The organism is Prosthecobacter sp. (assembly GCF_044222565.1).
Classification (GTDB): domain Bacteria; phylum Verrucomicrobiota; class Verrucomicrobiia; order Verrucomicrobiales; family Verrucomicrobiaceae; genus Prosthecobacter.
Map to the genome: position 1 here is coordinate 389,250 of NZ_JBGANA010000002.1, position 18,359 is coordinate 407,608.

16 protein-coding genes are annotated in these 18,359 nt (G+C 63.0%); 2 read left to right on the forward strand and 14 right to left on the reverse strand.

Going from position 1 to position 18,359, the window contains the following annotated elements:
• Nucleotides 1-42: 42 nt before the first annotated feature.
• Nucleotides 43-1,086, reverse strand: a complete 1,044-nt coding sequence (locus tag ACILSR_RS03760; RefSeq protein ID WP_395748387.1) for a Gfo/Idh/MocA family protein — start codon at nt 1,084-1,086, stop codon at nt 43-45.
• Nucleotides 1,087-1,165: 79 nt separating this feature from the next.
• Complete coding sequence (locus ACILSR_RS03765) at nt 1,166-2,317, reverse strand: LLM class flavin-dependent oxidoreductase (protein ID WP_395748388.1); 1,152 nt, start codon at nt 2,315-2,317, stop codon at nt 1,166-1,168.
• A gap of 68 nt (nt 2,318-2,385) precedes the next feature.
• On the opposite strand from ACILSR_RS03765, the gene ACILSR_RS03770 reads away from it, so the two are divergent.
• A complete protein-coding gene (locus ACILSR_RS03770) occupies nt 2,386-3,522 on the forward strand; it encodes an ROK family protein (RefSeq protein ID WP_395748389.1) in 1,137 nt (378 codons plus the stop codon).
• A gap of 406 nt (nt 3,523-3,928) precedes the next feature.
• Here the strand turns inward: ACILSR_RS03770 and ACILSR_RS03775 are convergent, their stop codons facing one another.
• The 12 genes from ACILSR_RS03775 to ACILSR_RS03830 form a co-directional block, all read right to left on the reverse strand.
• Nucleotides 3,929-4,306 carry a rhodanese-like domain-containing protein gene (locus ACILSR_RS03775; protein ID WP_395748390.1) on the reverse strand — a complete coding sequence of 126 codons (378 nt, stop codon included), beginning with the start codon at nt 4,304-4,306 and terminating at the stop codon, nt 3,929-3,931.
• A 103-nt stretch (nt 4,307-4,409) separates the two neighbouring features.
• Nucleotides 4,410-4,556 (reverse strand): hypothetical protein, encoded by a 147-nt coding sequence (locus ACILSR_RS03780; protein ID WP_395748391.1) that lies wholly within the window; start codon nt 4,554-4,556, stop codon nt 4,410-4,412.
• Nucleotides 4,557-4,613: 57 nt separating this feature from the next.
• The gene (gene cls, locus ACILSR_RS03785; protein WP_395748392.1) at nt 4,614-6,059 is read right to left on the reverse strand and encodes a cardiolipin synthase; all 1,446 of its coding nucleotides are present in this window, start codon (nt 6,057-6,059) and stop codon (nt 4,614-4,616) included.
• A gap of 355 nt (nt 6,060-6,414) precedes the next feature.
• Nucleotides 6,415-6,912, reverse strand: coding sequence for a hypothetical protein (locus ACILSR_RS03790; protein WP_395748393.1), 498 nt, complete (start codon nt 6,910-6,912; stop codon nt 6,415-6,417).
• 60 nt (nt 6,913-6,972) lie between these two features.
• Complete coding sequence (locus tag ACILSR_RS03795; protein WP_395748394.1) at nt 6,973-8,601, reverse strand: PrsW family glutamic-type intramembrane protease; 1,629 nt, start codon at nt 8,599-8,601, stop codon at nt 6,973-6,975.
• Between the two features lie 7 nt (nt 8,602-8,608).
• Nucleotides 8,609-8,953 carry a hypothetical protein gene (locus ACILSR_RS03800; protein WP_395748395.1) on the reverse strand — a complete coding sequence of 115 codons (345 nt, stop codon included), beginning with the start codon at nt 8,951-8,953 and terminating at the stop codon, nt 8,609-8,611.
• A gap of 81 nt (nt 8,954-9,034) precedes the next feature.
• Nucleotides 9,035-9,499, reverse strand: a complete 465-nt coding sequence (locus ACILSR_RS03805; RefSeq protein WP_395748396.1) for a GNAT family N-acetyltransferase — start codon at nt 9,497-9,499, stop codon at nt 9,035-9,037.
• Nucleotides 9,500-9,606: 107 nt separating this feature from the next.
• A complete protein-coding gene (locus ACILSR_RS03810; protein WP_395748397.1) occupies nt 9,607-9,813 on the reverse strand; it encodes a hypothetical protein in 207 nt (68 codons plus the stop codon).
• Between the two features lie 157 nt (nt 9,814-9,970).
• Nucleotides 9,971-10,276: an SMI1/KNR4 family protein gene (locus tag ACILSR_RS03815; RefSeq protein ID WP_395748398.1), complete on the reverse strand. Its 306-nt coding sequence runs from the start codon at nt 10,274-10,276 to the stop codon at nt 9,971-9,973.
• Between the two features lie 437 nt (nt 10,277-10,713).
• The gene (locus ACILSR_RS03820) at nt 10,714-10,890 is read right to left on the reverse strand and encodes a transposase (protein WP_395748399.1); all 177 of its coding nucleotides are present in this window, start codon (nt 10,888-10,890) and stop codon (nt 10,714-10,716) included.
• 631 nt (nt 10,891-11,521) lie between these two features.
• Nucleotides 11,522-14,110: an O-antigen ligase family protein gene (locus ACILSR_RS03825; protein WP_395748400.1), complete on the reverse strand. Its 2,589-nt coding sequence runs from the start codon at nt 14,108-14,110 to the stop codon at nt 11,522-11,524.
• Nucleotides 14,107-15,582, reverse strand: a complete 1,476-nt coding sequence (locus tag ACILSR_RS03830; protein WP_395748401.1) for an MraY family glycosyltransferase — start codon at nt 15,580-15,582, stop codon at nt 14,107-14,109. The genes ACILSR_RS03825 and ACILSR_RS03830 overlap by 4 nt, the downstream gene beginning before the upstream one ends.
• 149 nt (nt 15,583-15,731) lie before the next feature.
• On the opposite strand from ACILSR_RS03830, the gene mnmE reads away from it, so the two are divergent.
• A complete protein-coding gene (gene mnmE / locus ACILSR_RS03835) occupies nt 15,732-17,294 on the forward strand; it encodes a tRNA uridine-5-carboxymethylaminomethyl(34) synthesis GTPase MnmE (protein WP_395748402.1) in 1,563 nt (520 codons plus the stop codon).
• Nucleotides 17,295-18,359 lie beyond the last annotated feature (1,065 nt).

Consider the following 18,359-nt stretch of genomic DNA (forward strand, 5'->3'; position numbering starts at 1 on the left):
TTTTTCTACCCCTAATCTTTCTACCTTTAAAGTCCGTCATCTCTAAAACCTCAGCATCTCACCCACGGGCAGGGGTTTGTTCTGGCGGATGGATTCTTCGGCGACGAGGCAGAGGCCGGCGGACCAGAGGCCGTCGAGGCCGGTGGCGATGGGGGGCTTGCCGGTGCGGACCATGGCGATGCACTGGGCGATTTCTTCGCGGAGTTCGAAGACTTCGCCGCTGTGCTTTTCGAGCTTCACGGTTTCGAGGGTTTCGCCGTCGAAGACCTTCAAGAAGTACTCGGGTTCCAGGGTGCGGTCCAGGGCGCCGCTCCAGGCGGCCCAGAGGGCGCCTTTGGTGCCGCTGACTTTGACGGTTTGATGGTGCTCGAAGGCGGCGAGGGTCTGGGATACCACGGCATAGCTGCCGTTGGTATATTTAAACATGGCGCTGAAGTTGTCGTACAACGTGGGGCGCTGGGGATCGCGGGAGTTGGCGTAGGCGTGGAGTTCCACGGGGTCGCCGCTGCCTTCGAGGTACCAGCGGGCGAGGTCGAAGAAGTGGATGGGCTCTTCGAGCACCCAGGAGCCGACGCGGTTTTGATCGTAACGCCAGCCGCTGGCACCGAGGCGGTAGGGTTTGCGGGAGAGCTCGACGAGGACGTACTGCGGATCGCCGATGGTGCCTGCGGCGATGATTTCCTTGATGCGGCCCCACTGGCTGGAAAGGCGCAGCTCATGGCCGACAGCGAGGTGCACGCCGTGGTCGCGTGCGCCTGCGACGATGGCTTTGCAGTCGTCAAGCGTGATGGCCATGGGCTTTTCCAGAAGGACGTGCTTCTTTTTGGCCATGGCGGCGAGGGCGATCTCGCGATGCGTGTGGCTGGGGGTGACGATGTCGATGATGTCGAACTCCGCCTGCGCGATCATCTCCAGGCTGTCGGCGAAGATGTGGGCGGTGGGGTAGAGCTGGTGAGCTTCCGCGCGGGAGGCTTCTGAAGGTGCTGAGATGGCGACGAGTTGGGCGTCGGGATTTTGCGCGATGGACTGGGCGTGGAATTTGCCCCAGGCGCCGAAACCGGCGAGTGCGAAACGGACGGGATTCATAGGAAGGAATGAGGAGAAGGGGAGAGGTCAAGAGTTGGTCAAGGCTCGATTCTTGACCATGCTTGACCGTTGACTCTGTTTACCGACGCGGAGCAGTGGTGAGTGGTGTTATGGGATCCTTCACGAGTCTTCCCTGCAACTCATTCAAGCGGCAGGTGGGAAGTTTGGGCAGGACGTGTTTGGCGAAGAGATCGCACTCTTCCAGGTGGGGGTAGCCGCTGAGGACGAAGGCGCGCATGCCGAGGTCCATGTAGCGGTTGAGTTTGGCGAGGACTTGATCGGGGTCTCCCACGATGGCGCTGGCGCAGCCGCTGCGGGCGAGGCCGATGCCGCTCCAGAGGTGGGGCTCAATGTAGAGGTCGCTGCTCTGCGCGCGGAGTTCGTCCTGGCGCTTCACGCCGGCGCTCTGGCTGTCCTGAGAGCGGGCTTTGATCTCGGCGCCTTTTTCGGCGGTGAGTTTCGAAATGAGGCGGTCGGCGGCGGCGCGGGCTTCGGCTTCGGTCTCGCGGACGATGACGTGGGCGCGGAAGCCGAAGTCGATCTTGCGGCCATGGGCGGCTGCTTTTTCGGACATGACGCGCATGGTCTCGGCGATGCGGTCCTCGGTCTCCGGCCACATGAGGAAGACATCGCAGTGCTTGGCGCAGAGATCCTGCGCGGCGGGGGAGATGCCGCCAAAGTAGAGCAGGGGGCCGCCGTTTTGCTGGTAGGGCTTGGCGGGCTCGGTGGTGGGCAGGCTGATGTTGTAGAAGTCGCCTTTCCACTCAAAGGGACCGTCGGTGCGCCACAGGCCTTGCAGGATCTGGATGATCTCGCTGGCCCGGGCGTAGCGCACTTCGTTGCTCTCCTTCATGCCGGGCATGTCTGAGGAGATGATGTTGATGCAGAGGCGGCCTTTGGCAATGTGGTCCACGGTGGCCAGCGCGCGGGCGAGCATGGGCGGCCAGACTTCGCCCATGCGCAATGCGACGAGCTGATTGATCTGCGCGGTCTGCGGGGCCATGGCTGCGGCGAAGGCCAGCGCGTCCTGCCCGGCGATCCAGCCCGAGGGCAGCAGGATGTTCTGGTAGCCGAGGGCGTCGGCTTTTTTCACGATGTCGCCGCAGTGCTCATAATTGGAGCGAATGGAGCCGTCCGGGATGCCGAGAAATTCGTAATCGTCCGAACAGAGAGCAGAGAACCATGCGACTTCACACTTGCGACCCGGGGTGCGGATGGAAATTTCACTCATGAGAAAATGTTGATGCGGCTGCATTGATCCTGCTGGACAGATGAAGGAGCAAGAGGTCTTTTATTCGAATGCGAAAAAACCCTGTTTTTCAACGTGAAACCCTAGGAGCCGCAGTACTGCACGTCCGCAGCGGCAAGGCCACATCGCGCACCACGCTGGCGAAGATGCTGGGCATTTCTCCGTCCACCACCGGGCTGTATGTGGATCAGCTGATCGCTGACGGATTCCTCAATGAATCCGGCCTGAACCAAGGGCCGATGGGGCGGCCGCGGCGTGTGCTGACCACGCAGGCGGAGGCAGGGTGGTTTGCAGGGGTGGAATTCAATGCGCAGCGCATCCAGGCTGTGGGCGTGGATTTTTCCGGCGAGGTACGGGCCTCGGTGGAGCTGCCGCTGCCGGCGGAGGTGATCGCAGACCAGGTGATCAAATCCATCCTGAGCTGTGTGTCCCGGCTGGCTGCGACGATGCAGGGGCCGCTGTTTTCCGTGGGGCTGGGCGTGCCGGGGCTGGTGGACGCCCATGCCGGAGTGGGCATTCATTACGCGTTCATCCCGGACTGGAATCAGGTGCCGGTGGTGGAGAAGATCAGCACCCAGCTCCGGGTGCCGGTGACTTTGCAGAACAATCTGCGGGCGATCGCGCATGCGGAGCGCTGGTTTGGCCTGGGGCACGAGCTGAATGATTATGTCATCTTGGGACCTCGCAGTGGCTTCGGCGTCGCCATCGTGCAGGATGGAAGAGTGATCGAAGGCGCGCACCATGCCGCCGGGGAGGTGGGACGCTGGCCGTGGCCGCTGATGGACGCACCCGGCGGGCGGAGCCAGGAGCTGCACCATGCGCTCAGCGCGCCCGCGACGTGGCGGCGGCTGGCCGGCGTGGGAGCGCAGACGAGTTTGCCGGAAGATCTGCGTGCAGGGCTTTCAGCCGTGACAGCGACGGAAGGTCCGGAATGGGAGGCGGTGTGCACCGATTTTGCGCGGGTGATCGGCCTGCTGCAGCTCATCACAGACACCGGTGTGTTCATCCTGCACGGTCCGCTGACGGTGCTGGGAGAGCGCTTCTGCTCGGCGATCGTGGAGAAGGCGGTCGCGCTCATGCCAGCGCTGCGCAGCACGGGCATGAAGGTGGTGCCCTCCACGCTGGGGGACAATGCTGGTGCCCTGGGCGCGGCGAGCCTGGCGATGGAAGCATGGGCTCCGGCGTGATGGGTGCGTGTGGGGGGCTTTTTCCCTTAGCCTGGTCCGTCTGTGCCGCAGATCAGAGTCCAAGCCAGCGCTGTCTGTGCGTTTGCATAGACTGATCGTTTTCGGAATTGGGTAAAAAAATTCAGGGTAAAAAAATTCGGAATCCGGAGGATCGGAGAAATCTTTTTACCCTTCATTTTTTTACCCTCATCACGGGCATCCGGGGCGCTAACATGGGTCCAAGCCAGCGCTGTCTTCTGTGCGTGTGCAGAGACGGTTTGTTTTCGAAAGTGGGTAAAAAATTCAGGGTCAGAGCGCGGAAAACTTTTGGCCTTGCTGGATTCATGAAGGCTGAGTTACGGGCACAAAAAAACCGGGTGGCGGGGATGAAGCCCGCGCACCCGGTGGGTGGAAGTCGGAGGAAGGATTACTTCTCGAGAGATTCCTTGGCTGCCTTCCAGCCAGAGATGCCGGCGGAGAGGTGCTTCACGTTGGTGTAGCCGAGCTTGTTGGCGGCGTTGGCGGCAGCCTTGTAGGCGCTGCAGGCAGGACCACCGCAATAGGCCACCACGAGGGCGTTCTTGTCGGCTGGGAGCACGCTGGCGAGCTTGTCTCCGTTGCTTGCGAAGTCGATGGCGCCTGGGACATGGCCGGCCTTGTAGGAGGCTGCGCCGTTCACGTCGATGACGGTGACCTTCTTGTCAGCGATGGCCTGCTTGAGGTCGGCGATGCTGATGTCCGGGAATTCGGCGGCGAAACCGACGGAGGCGACGAGAGCGAAGGCGAGTGCGATGAGTTTCTTCATGATTGGGTCAGGATTGTTTGAGTTGAGTTGAGTGGAGTAGAGTTGAGCGCGTTGGGACTGTGCGCGGCAGCGGCCCCGTCTTCCGGGGCAAAGGGTTGAGAAGTCAATGAGGGTCGGTGGCGTCCGGTGTCTGTGCCTTGGCCCCGATTACGACGCACGACGCGGCGGGTTTATTCCAGGAAAAATCATGCAGGCCTCCACGCCAGCCGCGGCTGGTACGGGAAATGGAGGAGGGGGCTGGGCGCATCATGGCAGGGAATGGAACGTCCCTAGATACGTTTTGATTTGGCCAAAGCTGCAAATTTTCTCAGAGCACGGGAATGAAGAGGCGCACAAAGCCGTTGCGGATGCGCTGCAGAGGGGGCGCGTTTTCCAGCATTTCCTGGGTGATCTCCTTGCTGTGAGCGAGCTTGGCGTCCATTTCGGCGGAGAGCCGCTGGAAGAGCTCCGCATCGTGGCAGGCCAGATTAAACTCAAAGTTCAGGCGCAGGCTGCGGGGGTCCCAGTTGGTGGAGCCGAGGAAGGACCACACGCCGTCGATGAGGAAGATCTTGGTGTGGTCAAACGGCGGCGCGGACTCAAAGATGCGGCAGCCCACGGATAGCAGCTCCGGGTACAGCGTGCGCGCGGCCCAGCCGACGATGGGGATGTTGTTCTGCCCCGGGGTGAGAATGGTGACCTTCACGCCGCGCACGGCGCAGAGGCGCAGCGCGGCCATGAGCACGGCATTCGGGAGAAAGTAAGGGGTGACGATTTTCACCTCCTCACGCGCGGCATTGAGCGCGGCAAAAAACGCCGCGGGCATGACTTCCATGTCCTCGTCCGGACCGTCCACGATGCCGATGGCGGTGGTGGTGCCGGTGGCGCTGAGATCCGGGAACCACAGGGGACCTTCCAGCAGCTCGTTGGTGCAAAAGGCCCAGTCCTCCGCGAAGACGCGCTGGATCTGCGCCACGCAGGGGCCGGTGACTTCAAAGTGGAGGTCATGCACCGCGTGCGGGGGCTTGCGGGAGACCATGTTTCCCTCGCGGATGTTCATGCCGCCGGTGAAGGCGGTGCGGCCGTCCACCACGAGGATCTTGCGATGGTTGCGCAGGTTCATGGTGATGATGCGCAGGATCATGCGGCTGGGCATGAAGCGCCGCACGGTCACACCGGCTTTGGCCAGGGCATCCACCACGGGCGGCCAGGAGTAGCGGGTGCCGGCGTCGTCCACCATCACGCGCACCTGCACGCCGCGCTTCACGGCGGCGGAGAGCTCCGCCACGAAGTCCGCGCCGATGCCGGTGGCCTCAAAGATGTAGCTGGCCAGCGAGATGCTCTCCTTCGCGCCACGGATGGCCTCCAGCATGCGCGGCATGGCTTCGTCCCCGTTGTGCAGGATTTCGAGGCGGTTCCCATGCGTGTGGCTGAAGCGGGAGATGCGGTCCAGCGTGCGCGCCAGCTGCTGATGCTCCTGCGCGGCGCAGCCGTCCGTGTCAGAAAACGGCAGCGGCTGGTCCGGCACGGGATCGCGCCAGGGTTCATTGATGCCGCTGCGGTAGCGCCGCCCGCTGCGCCGCAGGATGTTGATGCCCAGCAGCAGGTACAGCAGCGGGGAGAAGAGCGGCTCCAGCACGATCATGGCCGTCCAAAACGCCGCGGAGCGGTAGTCCCGGTGCCGCAGAAACAGATGCAGCAGCGCGGTGATGGACCCGACGATGGAGAGGAGCGCGAGCGTGTCTGACCAGAAGGAATGTATGAACCAGCTCATGCCACAGCATGCGCAGGGCAGGGGACCTTGCCAAGCGCTTCGAGGGTGAGGAGTGGCTCGTGGGGAGAGATCATCCTTCTCGCTTTAGATCACGAACAGTTGAAAAGAGGTCTGGACGTTCACTGCCGCTGAGGCTACGGGTAGGAATAAAAATGGCAGACTTTGCGGAGCGTTACGGGACCAAGATGGTCCCGCTCCTGCCAGAGCTTCGCCGCGCGGATGCCTTGGAGGAGAGGGATCATCTTGATCCCTCAGCGCTGCGCGATCACCCGGCGTCTCGTGTTGGTGCAAGCCCATCAAGGACAGGCCAAGACCTGTTTTCAATGGTCTGTGGTATTAGAACGCGGGGCAGGGGCTACTTGGCGGAATCCTTGAGCATCGCCTCTTCATAGCGGCGCAGGTCCACGGCGTCGGGGTTTTGAAAGAGGCCGCGGAGAAAGATGGAGACTCGGAGAGCGCGGCGCATTTCCTCGATGTGCGGGTCATCGGTGCGGAGGTACTGCAGCTCCACGGTGCGGGTGCGCTTGCCCACGCGAACGCTGAGGGTGGTGGTGCTGGAATCGGGAACGACAACGCCGTAGCTCGCGCCGAGGTCGAAAAAGCGCTCGCGCTGCAGCAGCTCACGGAGTTCTTCGAGCTTGGCGGGCGGGATTTGCAGAGAGTCATGCACCGGAGCGCCGGGTTTCTCCACGGTGAGCTTCGCCGCGCCGTCCTCGGCGAGGGCGAGCTGCCATGAGTAGCCTTTGGCAAACCAGCCCGAGACTTTCATGGATACAGTGAGCGGCTCCGCAGCCTGCGCGAGCGTGGCCGCGAGGGCGCAGAGGAGAAGGAGCACATATCGGAGCATGGTCATGCCTGCTTTTGACGGCGGGAGTGCGTCCTTTATTGTCACTGTTTTGCCAAGGCGGTCGTTTTACGCATTCTCAAACTTCCGCCAGTACAGCATCGCGATGGGGACCATGCTGAGGCAGCCTTCGCCTGCCTCCGCAACACCGGCCATGGTGCGGGTGGTCCAGGCACCGATGACGACGGAGATGGCGATCAGCGTGGCGGCGCCAAAAATGAAGACCGCACGCGGCGAGATGGTGAGCCGCGCCGGACGCGTCTCCTGGGAGAGGAGGTCGATGAAGCGCGCGGCGGTGAGGATGAGGATGACGGAGGAAATCCATCCGACGTTATCGACCTTTTCGTCCCATTTGTAGTCATACATGCCATGCGCCACCACGGCCAGGGCAAAGGTGGCGAGAAACTCCTCCGCGCGGGCGAAGCGGGTGAGCAGCATGCGGTACAAACTGTGGGCGCAGATGCCGGTGAGGGAAATGTGCAGGAAATTCGCAGACACGAAGCGCGTCCACGCGACGGCACCGAGGTGATCCTGATAGTAGCCGATGTTCTCCTCCATCGCGAAACCCAGGCCCACGAAGGCACCCGTGAGCAGGGCCAGGCCGGGGGTGCGCCGCCACAGCAGCCAGGGCAGAAAGAGGCAGAACAGCGCCAGCTTGCACCCCTCCTCTCGCAGCCCCACGCCGCCCACATAGTAGAGCACGTCATAGGGAAACGGGGCGTCAGAGGACATGCCCTGGTGGTAATCCTGAAAGGCCACGAGGGTGAGCGTGGGCCACACGCTGGCGATGCCCGCCGTGAGCGCGGCGACCGGGCGCACCCAGCGCCAGCGCTCGTGGTCGCTGTGCAGCACTAATATGAAATACCAGAGCCCTGCGGCAAAGAGGGCCAGAGCGAGGACGCCATACGGGATCTCATCGAGCCGGTGGCGCAGCAGGCCGTGCCACTGCATCCACACATCGCCCAGCAGCGCGCCTGCAAGATGCTGCAGCAGCGGGGGGGCTTCATCGATCCAGCCTGGCTGCGCGGCGATGGCTCGCAGCGTGTCCAGATCCCGCTGAATCAGCGCCTGGTGCAGGGCCTCCTCGCGCGAGGACCTGGCATCCGCGAAGTGCAGGCCCTCGGTGTAAAAGGCCTGGATCGCCGCCGGGATATTGTCGCGTCGTTTTTCCACGCTGCCGAACAGCTCCGCCGCGAGCATCTCCGGGGGCATGGCAGCGGCCTTCTGCTGCAGCTGGCGGTACGCCGCCGCATCCGCGTCCAGCGTGGCCGCCAGATAACTGCGGAACAGCCCCGCAGGCGCGTCTGAGGTGGCGTGCCGCTGGATGAGGTGCTCCACGTCATAGCTGCCGATCCGCCCTTTCTGCACGAAGCCTTGATAAACCGCCTCGTCGCCACTTTTGACCAGATGCGGGATCTGCGCCACGAGCATGCGCAGCCAGACGGCGAGCTCGCGCGGCTGCGGGGAGGTCTCGCGGTCCAGGTGCTGATAGTCCTCCCGCACGTGGTTCAGCACAGCGCTGACCATGAACGGCAGGTCCGACTCCTCGCGCTGCGGACTGCCGATGACGATGGCACTGGCGATGATGGTGCCGATGGCGATGATGCATGCGGCGGTGCGCAGCAGGAAGCGGCGGTTGCGCGTGAGGTAGTGCGTGCGTGCGCGCAGACCGTGAAAGACAGAAGGATTCTCGCTCATGCAGGCATCAAGAGTCCGCTTTCTTCCACCAGTCGGCGGACTGCTCCCAGGGCGCTGTCTTGGGGGGGCTGGACTCCTCTTCAGGTGCGGATGACGAGGTGGAGGCCCTGCGTCCGGTTTCCTCTGCCTCCGCTGCTTCTTCCTCCAGCTCCATGAGCAGCTTCACATGCGGCTCCGGCCGGGTGGTGCGCCGCCAGATGAGCCAGGCCCACATGGCAAAGGCGCCCAGCAGAAAGAGCAGCGTGCCGAGGGTGAAGAGCACCGCCCAGTCGGAGGCCTCCAGCAGCTGCCGCGGCACCTGGGCCGTATCGCCTTGGGGCCGGGGAAGCAGGACGAGGAGCTGCGTGTGCATGAGAGCGAGCGTGCGGGGCGTGCGTGGAACGTGGAAACGGGTGTGTCGTGCTTCGTGCGTCGTGCGTTCCCTGCGTGGGCGTCAAAAGACGAGGCGCATGGGGATCATCTTGGAGAACTGGAAGCCGTGCTGCTGGAAGAAGGCCTGCGAGTCCGCGCTGATGCGGTCCGTCAGCAGTGTGATGCGGCGGAAGCGCTTCTCCTTTGCAAACTCGATGGCGTGTTCCAGCAGCCGCCCGCCATAGCCCTGGCGCCGGTGCTGCGGATGCACGATGACGTCCTCCATGATGAGCACCAGCCCGCCCTCCGCGGTGCTGATGGTGAAGAGCAGATTGATCATGCCGATGACCTTGTGCTCCGTGCGCAGCACAAAGATGCGGCCGCGGTTCGGCTGCTCCAAAATGAGGCGCAGGCCGTGTTCCTGCTTGGCGCGGTCCGGCTTGAAGTCCTCCTCCTCACTGAACAGCGCCATGAGCAGTTCCACCAGCTGTGGAAGGTCTTCGATGGTGGCAGGTTCGATGTGGGGTTCGGTGTCAGGAGCGGACATGGCCGGTAGAATAACGGGCTGATGAACAAAGGCAACGCAGGATGCGCCCACGCTTGCTTAGGGAAAACCTGATTTATTTGGGGTGGTGACCGTGCGGACAGCCTCGTTTAGCGGGCACCTGGCCAATAGGGCTGCAGTGCTTCACAAAGCTGATTGCCCAGGTAATGCGAACCGCAGGCTTCGTCCCAGACGCTGGTGGCGCAGAAGGCGGCATAAAGTTCGCGCCCTGCGGCACTGTCTCCGTCCACCAACTGGCGGCTGAGACGCTCCAGGTCATCGGCCACGTCATGGGAGGTTTGAAAACGGGAAGACATGATGGTTTCGTTTGGAGATTGCCGGAGCTCATGAACTGCTTCTTGCAGCAGTCGGAGCACCTCGGGTGATGGCGTGGATGGAATGAATGAGGTCGATGTGCTCATGGCCTTACGCTGGCTCTGTTTCGAAGATGATTGAGCCTTCTTGCCATGCCAGTCATGGTTCGATTTTTTCTACAAATTCACCCCAGGAAGCGGCCACTGGCTTCGCTTCTTTAGCGGACATGCCGATGAATGGAATCATCACGATCCTGCTTTCTGAATCAAAGGCTAACAACTCTCCGCCACCACTTGATCCAAAGCCGAGAAATCCAGGGGCGAACTCATGAACCTGATACTCGTGATTCCACTGAGGCACCTCGTCTGGCGGCCATAACTGAAACCAACCAGGCTCGACGCTCAGCCCCCCCTCCTTCGGCCCGACACCAGCAAAATAGCCTGTGTATTGTGGAGGGAGATCCATGATGTGTAACACTAAAACGCGGCCAGACGGTCCTCAAGGACAAAGGATTGCGGCCAGCGAGCATGAGCTGGGTACTAGACCAGTTCTCGAAAAGATTGTCATATTGAACCGGCGAGCGCAGCGGCCCCAGTGGCAAGGCGGGAGCGCTGCCTGCTATTGAAGAATAACAGGCAAGCGACTAACGCAGCCAATGGGGCCGCTCCGCCGTCCAGGCAATGTGACAAGATTTTTGAGAGTTGGTCTAAGAGGGCACTCAACTTCGGGCGCTAGCATTGGCACGCCGCACGGGCTCCCGGAGGGAGCAGAGATATTAGCCGGTGGTGGAGGGAGCGTAGCGACCGGGAACCACCGGACTTGCGTCACACAAACGTCCCTCGTATCCGAAGGGTGCGCCCTGGATGGGCGCGAGAAAGGTCCGAACGGTGCAGCGTTTCCGCTCACCACAGAAACTGTTCGTCGTATTCCAACCTGCCGCGACGCAACATGGCCGTGTATTCCTCTTGAAATGTCTTTACACGATGATGCTCTTCCTGATGGAGCACATACGCCCGGACTGCCTCCAAATCCGGCGCTGCGAACGTGAACGCGCCATAACCTTCCTGCCACGTATTCATGAACTCGCTTTCGTGAGGATGGGGCCAGCCATGGCTCACGGTTTTTCGTGCTGAAAACGAACGGGTAGTGCAGCGAAAGATGCGTCGAGGGCATTGGACAACCTCTCGCGCCCCTGCCGGGGCGCAACCTTCGGATGCGAGGGGGATGCTCGGCGGGTCCGGTGGTTCCCGGTCGCTACGCTCCCTTCACCACCGGCTACCTTCCGTCCTCCCTCCGGGAGGCAATACGTGACCCTGTGTTTGCATGACCGCAGTCACAAAGATGCTGCAGAACTAGCCTGCACTTCTCACACTCCCAACGTTGACACGCGGCGATGTAGCGCGGAGCCGTCAGACAGCCGAAGGCAATTCCGATTCCGCGAAGGTGCCGACTCGGTATCGGAATACCGAGCTACATCCAAGCTTGCAACACGCTGTTCGCAGATTCCCAGTGGTGTGAGAAATGCAGAACTAGACCAGTTCTCGAAAAGATTGTCATTTTGACCTGCGAGCGCAGCGGCCCCAGTGGCAAGGCGGGAGCGCCGCCTGCTATTTGAAAATAACAGGCAAGCGACCAACGCAGCCAATGGGGCCGCTCCGCCGCCCGGGCAATGTGACAAGATTTTTGAGAGTTGGTCTAACCTCACCGCCCCTACCTCTTCTGCATCGCCTCGATGGCTTCGCGCATGGCTTCCCAGGCGCGGCGGTAGTCCTGCTTCATCATATACAGGGAGGCGACCTCCTGGCGGATGTAGGCGGGGGCGTTGGAGATGGCTTTCACTTTTTCCAGGGTGCGCAGGGCGCCGTCGAGGTCGCCCTGGGTCTTCTGGGCCTGGAAGAGATCGATGCCGCGCCGGGCGTCGGTGGGATTGTAGAGGAAGGCGCGCTCCAGGGTGGGGATGTCCGTGCTGGTGCCGGGCACGCTGCGGTTCACCGAGGGCAGGTAGGGCATGGCGGTCTGCACCGCACGCTGGAAGTCGGAGTTCCGTGCGTAGTGCTCGGCGAGGATGCGCCAGCCGTCCTCGCGCCATTTGGCGTTGGCTTCCAGGGCGGCGATAAGGCTTTCCTGATTCCCATACTGGTACCACATGCTGAACAGAGCCTGCCGCTGGGAGGACTCCAGACCGCGCAGCTCGGGCTGCTGCGCCAGCAGGCTGCGCAGGCAGCGCTCAAACTCATCCCGCGTGGTCACGGTTTTGAGAAACTCGAATTTCAGCTCCGACTTCGTGGCCAGAGACCACAGCGGCTCGCGCAGCTCAGGGTGCTGGTGGGAGTGGCTGAGCATGGCGTTGAAGTAGCCATAGGTGCCGGGAGCGGCTTCGGGATAGCGGCGCAGCATCTCGCGCCAGCTGACCATGGCGTACTGCGGATCGTAGTCCAGCCAGTACACGCCTTCGGAGTAGCAGAGCAGGGCGTAGTTTTTGTCCAGCTCACGGCAGCGGGAGAAGTCCAGCAGCGCCTCCTCCTTGGGCAGGCCGAGGCGCAGGCGCAGGCAGGCGCGCTCGTAGTAGTAGCGGAAATCCATGGGCGCCAGGGCGATGGCCTGATCCATCAGCGGCAGCGCGCCGGCGGGGGAGCCGGAGTCCGCCAGCTTTCCGGCGCGGGCGCGCAGGGCCTCGGCGGCGCTGGTGCCGGGCAGCACCGGGTGCCCGAGACCGACGGCGGTCCATGCCGCGCCGAGCGCGAGAAGCAGCAGGCCGCACAGGCGCAGCACCACGCGCTGGGAGGTGCTGGCGGCGTCTGGCAGCCGCCGCGGCCGGATGGCGATGCCTGCCAGCAGGGCCATGAAGGTGGCGTAGCCGAGGCCGTGATTGGGGACGTCCCCGAGCCCATGGACGGCACCGAGGCCGAAGACGATGGCGGCGGCGTTCCGCAGCCGGCGGTCTGCCATGCCGGACTTGCGCTTCTTGCCATACCACGGGCCGGTGGAGAGAAAAATCCAGAACACCAGCCCCAGCGCGGGCAGCACGGTGAGCAGGCCGCCCTCGGAGAGCAGCCACAGCAGATCGCTCTCCGGGTGCAGGTAGCGGCGCTCGTGCACGGGCAGATCGGAAAACTGCGGAAAGGTGGCGTCAAAATTGCCCAGGCCCACGCCGGTCCAGGGGGAGTCCAGGCTCATCTTGAGCGTCTCCACAAAGAGGGAGCCGCGCCCGTTGTCAGAGGCAAACTGGGTGATGCCGCCCTCGGTGAAACGCTTGGAGACGTTTCCGCCGGACATCACCAGCAGCGTGCCAATGATGAAGATGAGGGAGGCGGAGACGGCCAGCTTCTGAAAAAAGCCGCGCTTCATGGCGATGGTGCCCATCCACACCGTGATGCCGAGGAACAGCAGCAGCACGCCGGCGCGGGAGCTGTTCATGAGGATGGCGGCGATCGGCGGGATGAAGCCCAGCAGGCAGGGCAGCCACAGCCGGGACCCGCGGCGGAAGGCATCGTAACCGCCCGCCGCGCAGAGCACGCAGGTCATGGCCGCGATGCTGCTGATGTGGTTGCGGTTGGCGAAAGGGCCGAAGGCGTTGCCCCATTCCTTCGTGTTGCGCGGCCACCAGGGGATCGGCACCATCCTGGTGTAGTCCAGCATGGAGAGCACGCACAGCAGCACGCCGCCGAAGGCCAGGGTCTGCACCATGCCGCGGCGCTGCACGTCTGAAAAGCCGCGCGTCAGGCACCAGAAGAGCCAGAGGCTGCACACGGCGAAAAGCAGCCAGGCCTCCAGCGCCACGGAGGCCTGGGGCGTGAGGGTCTGGGAAAGGTGGATGCCCCAGTCCTCCACCAGCGTGGTCCGCCAGGCCGGGAGCTGGAAGAACCAGGCGTTTGGCAGGAAGGACAGCAGCGGGGCAAAGAGCGCGCCCAGCAGGCAGTAAAAGGGCAGGGCGGGCAGCTTGCGCCGGGGGGCAAAGCACAGCAGCAGCACCGCCATCAGCGCGGCGATGAGTCCTTTGGACCAGGGCTCACGCCCGGTGCCAAACAGGCAGGCGGCCACGGGCAGCGCGGCAAAGAGATACCCCTTCCAGGAAGCTCCGGTGACCTCGTAGCTCCGGTCCTGGGTGCCGGGGCTGTCCTCCTCGGCGTCTTCTTCCTCCCGTGCGTCCGCGGAGCGTGACGCAGTTGCGGATGCGGGTGCAAAAACGGACTCGTCCGCCAGCGTGGGCCGCAGGAGCGTTTCGGCGTCCTCGTCCGCGCCTGCCAGCCGTGGGCGGCGGGAGGAGGGGGCGTCGAGCGATCGGGAGTCTTCTTTCATGCCGGGAGGGAGGGCGGGACAAGGGTGGAGGACGGAGGGGCGCCGGCTTCGACGCTCACGGGGAGCCTGCTCCATTTTTCATGGCAGCGCTCCAGGGCGGGCAGCAGCACGTCCAGGCGTAGGTGCCATTCATTGAGCTCGGTGTCATCCTTCGGCCGGTACAGGGTGAACTGCCGGCCTCCGCCCATGGGCAGGATTTCTGGCTGGTAGCCTTCCACCGGCTGCACGCTCAGCCCCATGCGCCCCAGCCCGTGCTGAAACAGGCTGTCAAAGCTGCGAAACTCCTCGCAGCGCTCCACCTCAAAGTCCAGCACACGGCCGTAGGCGCGGAAGAACTCGCGCTGCCTGCGCCGCTCCATCACCTCTTCAAGCTGCGCGCGGAAGTTTGACCAGCTGCGCACATAGCCCAGGTAGCGCGCGGCTCCCAGCGCCAGCAAGAAGAGAACCGCCCCCGCCACGGGCAGCGCGATGCCCTTCGTCATCAGGATGCTCAGCCCCACGAGGCTCAGCGCCAGGCACACGGCATACATGGCCGCCAGCGCGCGCCCCTTGCTGTAGCCCAGCAGGATCAGGCGGTGGTGGATGTGCTCGGCGTCCGCATTAAAAATGGACACCCCCCGAATGGCCCGCCGCAGGATGGCAAACAGCGTGTCCAAAATCGGCACCCCGAGGGCGATGATGATGACCAGCAGCGCGCCGATGATGGAGCCTTTGTCTGAGGTGAACAGCGAGACGGAGGCGATGAAAAAGCCGATCAAATAAGCGCCGCCGTCCCCCAGGAAAATCTTCGCAGGTGGGAGATTGAAAATCAAAAAGCCTGCCAGCGCCCCCGCCATGGCCAGGGAGACCACCAGCACATCCGGCTGCGCCCGGTAGTAGCCCAGAAAGGCCAGCGTCAGGCATAAAAACAGACCGAAGCCCCCGGCCAGCCCGTCCATGCCATCGATGAGATTGACGATGTTTGGGATGGTGACCAGCCACAGCAGCGTGATGGGCAGGCTCCACCAGCCCAGCGTCAGCGCGCCTTCGCCAAAGGGATTGCTCAAAATGTCGATGGAAACCCCGAGGGCATAGAGGATGAGCGCGGTGCCGATCTGCCCCACCAGCTTCACCTTGGCGCCCAGGGGTTTCAGGTCGTCCACAAAGCCCACGCTGAAGATCAGCGCATTGCACACGGCCACGGGGAGCCAGCGCGTCCAGCCCAGACCGCCGATGTAGCCCGCCACCAGGCAGGCCAGGCTCACGGCCAGGAAGATCGGCGCGCCACCCAGGCGGGAGACGGCCTTCTCATGCAGCTTGCGCCGGGTGTCCGGGGCGTCCATCCCCACCACGCCTTCGCGCTTCAGGATCCACCAGGTGCCGAGGGCCGCCACCAGCAGCGCCCCGCCGAAGTAGCAGCTCATTTCCAGCATCGAGACATGCCTGGGCGCCCAGGGGCCCACGAAATTGTCTTGGAAGGTGGAGTTTGGCATGCGCGGGCGGACGATTCGGATTGGAAAAGACCACGAGCATACGCATTCCTTAAGGACGGATCAAGATTTCCAACCGCGAAGAAATCTTTTGTTGCGCCGCCCGCGCATTCGCCCCTTGAACTTTTCGCCCGCCCCCGCACCCTCCGCCAATGCTCCATGACACCATCGTCGCCATTTCCACCGCCTTGGGAGAGGCGGCGATCAGTGTGGTGCGGGTGTCCGGCCCGCAGGCGCTGCCCGTAGCCGCCCGGGCCTTCCGGCTGCCCGCGCACCTGAAGCCCCGTCAGGCCCATCTGGTGCCCGTGCTGGATGCCGATGGCAGCGTGCTGGACCAGGGCCTGCTGCTCCATTTCAAAGGGCCTGCCAGCTACACCGGGGAGGACGTCATCGAATTCCACGGCCACGGCGGCGTGCTGGTGACGCAGCGGGTGCTGGACCGCCTGCTGGCCTCCGGCGCACGAGCGGCGGAGCCGGGGGAGTTCACCCAGCGCGCCTTTTTAAATGGCAAGATGGACCTGACGCAGGCGGAGGCGGTCATGGACCTCATCCACGCCCAGAGCACCCTGGCGCTGCGGGCGGCCAACGAGCAGCTCGGCGGCGCCATCGGCCGGGAGGCCACCGCCATGCAGGAGGAGATCATCCCCGTGCTGGCCCACATCGAGGCCTACATCGACTTCCCGGAGGAGGATATTTCCCCCGAAACCGGCGCCAAGCTGATCCGCCGCCTCGATGACGTGCTGCTGCGGGCGCAAAAACTCATCGCCACCTCGGAGCAGGGGCGCATCCTCCGCCACGGTGCCCGCACCGTGATCTCTGGCGCGCCGAATGTGGGGAAAAGCAGCCTGCTCAATGTGCTGCTCGGCTTTGAGCGCGCCATCGTCAGCCCCACCGCCGGGACCACGCGGGACACCATCGAGGAGATCATCCAGGTGCACGGCATCCCCCTGCGCCTGGTGGACACCGCCGGCCTCCGCGAGGCCGGGGACGACATCGAGCGCGTGGGCATCCAGCGCACCGAACGCGAACTCGAGCGCGCCGACCTCGTCATCGAAGTGGTGGACGCCAGCCTGCCGGCAGGTACGACCGACACTCCTGTCTGTCGTCCAGCGCTCTCGCAAGCCCCAGAGGCAGCGACACCCGGCTGTAGCTCGGTATTCCGATACCGAGACGACCCCGAATCGGTATCGGAATACCGATCTACACCCGGCTCCGAGTCCTCCAGCGCTTCGGGTGGTACGACAGACGCTCCTGTCTGTCGGGACAGCGCTCCGCAGCACGCCAACTCCCGCCCTACCCAAAGCTCCCGCCTTAACCTCCCGCCGGAGCTCGCCCGCCGGAGCATCCTCATCCTCAACAAGTCAGATCTCGGGATGCACGCCGACTGGAGCGCGGAAAGTAACGCGATCCCCGTTTCGTGTGTCACGGGGGAGGGGATCGAACGCCTGCGCGATGCCATCCGCGCCGTCATCGCCACCGCAGGCCCCCTGGCCTCCGACCACCCGGTCGCCATCAACGCCCGCCATAAGGCCGCCTTTGAGCGCTGCACGGACCGCCTCCACGCCGCCCGCGCCGCCCTGGAAACCAGCGAAGCGCCCGAGTTCATCGCCCTCGAAATCCGCGAAGCCCTCCACGCTCTGGGAGACGTCGTCGGTCAGGTGGATGTGGAGCGCATCCTCGACGTGATCTTCTCGACGTTCTGCATTGGAAAGTAACGGTTAAGACGTTTCTTGTTGAGGCGTTCATGACCGGCTGACAGCTTTGTCTGGTGAACGCCAACAGCCCTCCGAAGTGCCGCACAGGGTTGCCGAGCGTCGGCGAGGGGAGCCCCTTGGCTCAGCCGCCCCGATCCGGAAAGGGAACCCGTCATCCACCCCCGCCCAGCCTGTCTTCCAGAAGGGTCTCCCGGCCAATCCGCAGCGGAGGACTGGCATGCCACCGCTGCACCTCACGCCCCTGCGCTCGCTCCAGCTCCAAACCAAGCAACTTTCGTCCTTTCAAGAGATTAAAGTAACGATTTAGAAGTTTCATTATTATTCATGTCCCACTGCTGTGAACTTCTTGCGACTCCACCCACAAACCTCAAAGACACGCCTGTCAGTGGCCGAGAATTTTTGAATTTTGAACGTAATAGATGAATCACGTCCTTGATGTTAGAATAAAAAGTAACCAGCTTGAGATCAGTGAAATAACATAAAAATAGGTGTGGGGAAATTATCGCTAACAAGTAACGAATGTGACGTTTCTAGATACGGTTCGAGAGCGGGAAGCTTCTACCTCCTACCGCCTCAGAAACCCACAGGTTCTTCACACTGGTACGGGAAGTGAAGAGGTCCGCTCTTGTGCAGGCCGCATATGACCCCAAGACTCCTTTAGTGGGGTGCAAAAATAACGCATCAATCGTTTCAACAAAGCCTTCGCACCTGACGCTCCGACCCATTCTCGCCGGATATTCACAGTCGCCCCAATGTTCGAAAATCGGCCTCCCGATTATGCGAACGTGGGCACTCCAAATGCCACTCCTGGCGTAGTCTTTGGTTGTTTTATGTAACGATTAAAACGTATCGGTCATGCATAGCTTTTAGCGCATCAGGCTTACCCCGATGGCAAAGCTCTGACCTCCGGCCCACTCGCGCAGCATGCGTTAACCAAATCGCCGCCTGAGATGCTGAGTCCCTCGAATCCAGCTTACGATGTAACGATAAAATCGTTGCATATCGATGCCGAAAACACCGCATTGTACCCAATGCCGAACCTCAGCATTTCAGCGCCTTCGCTCC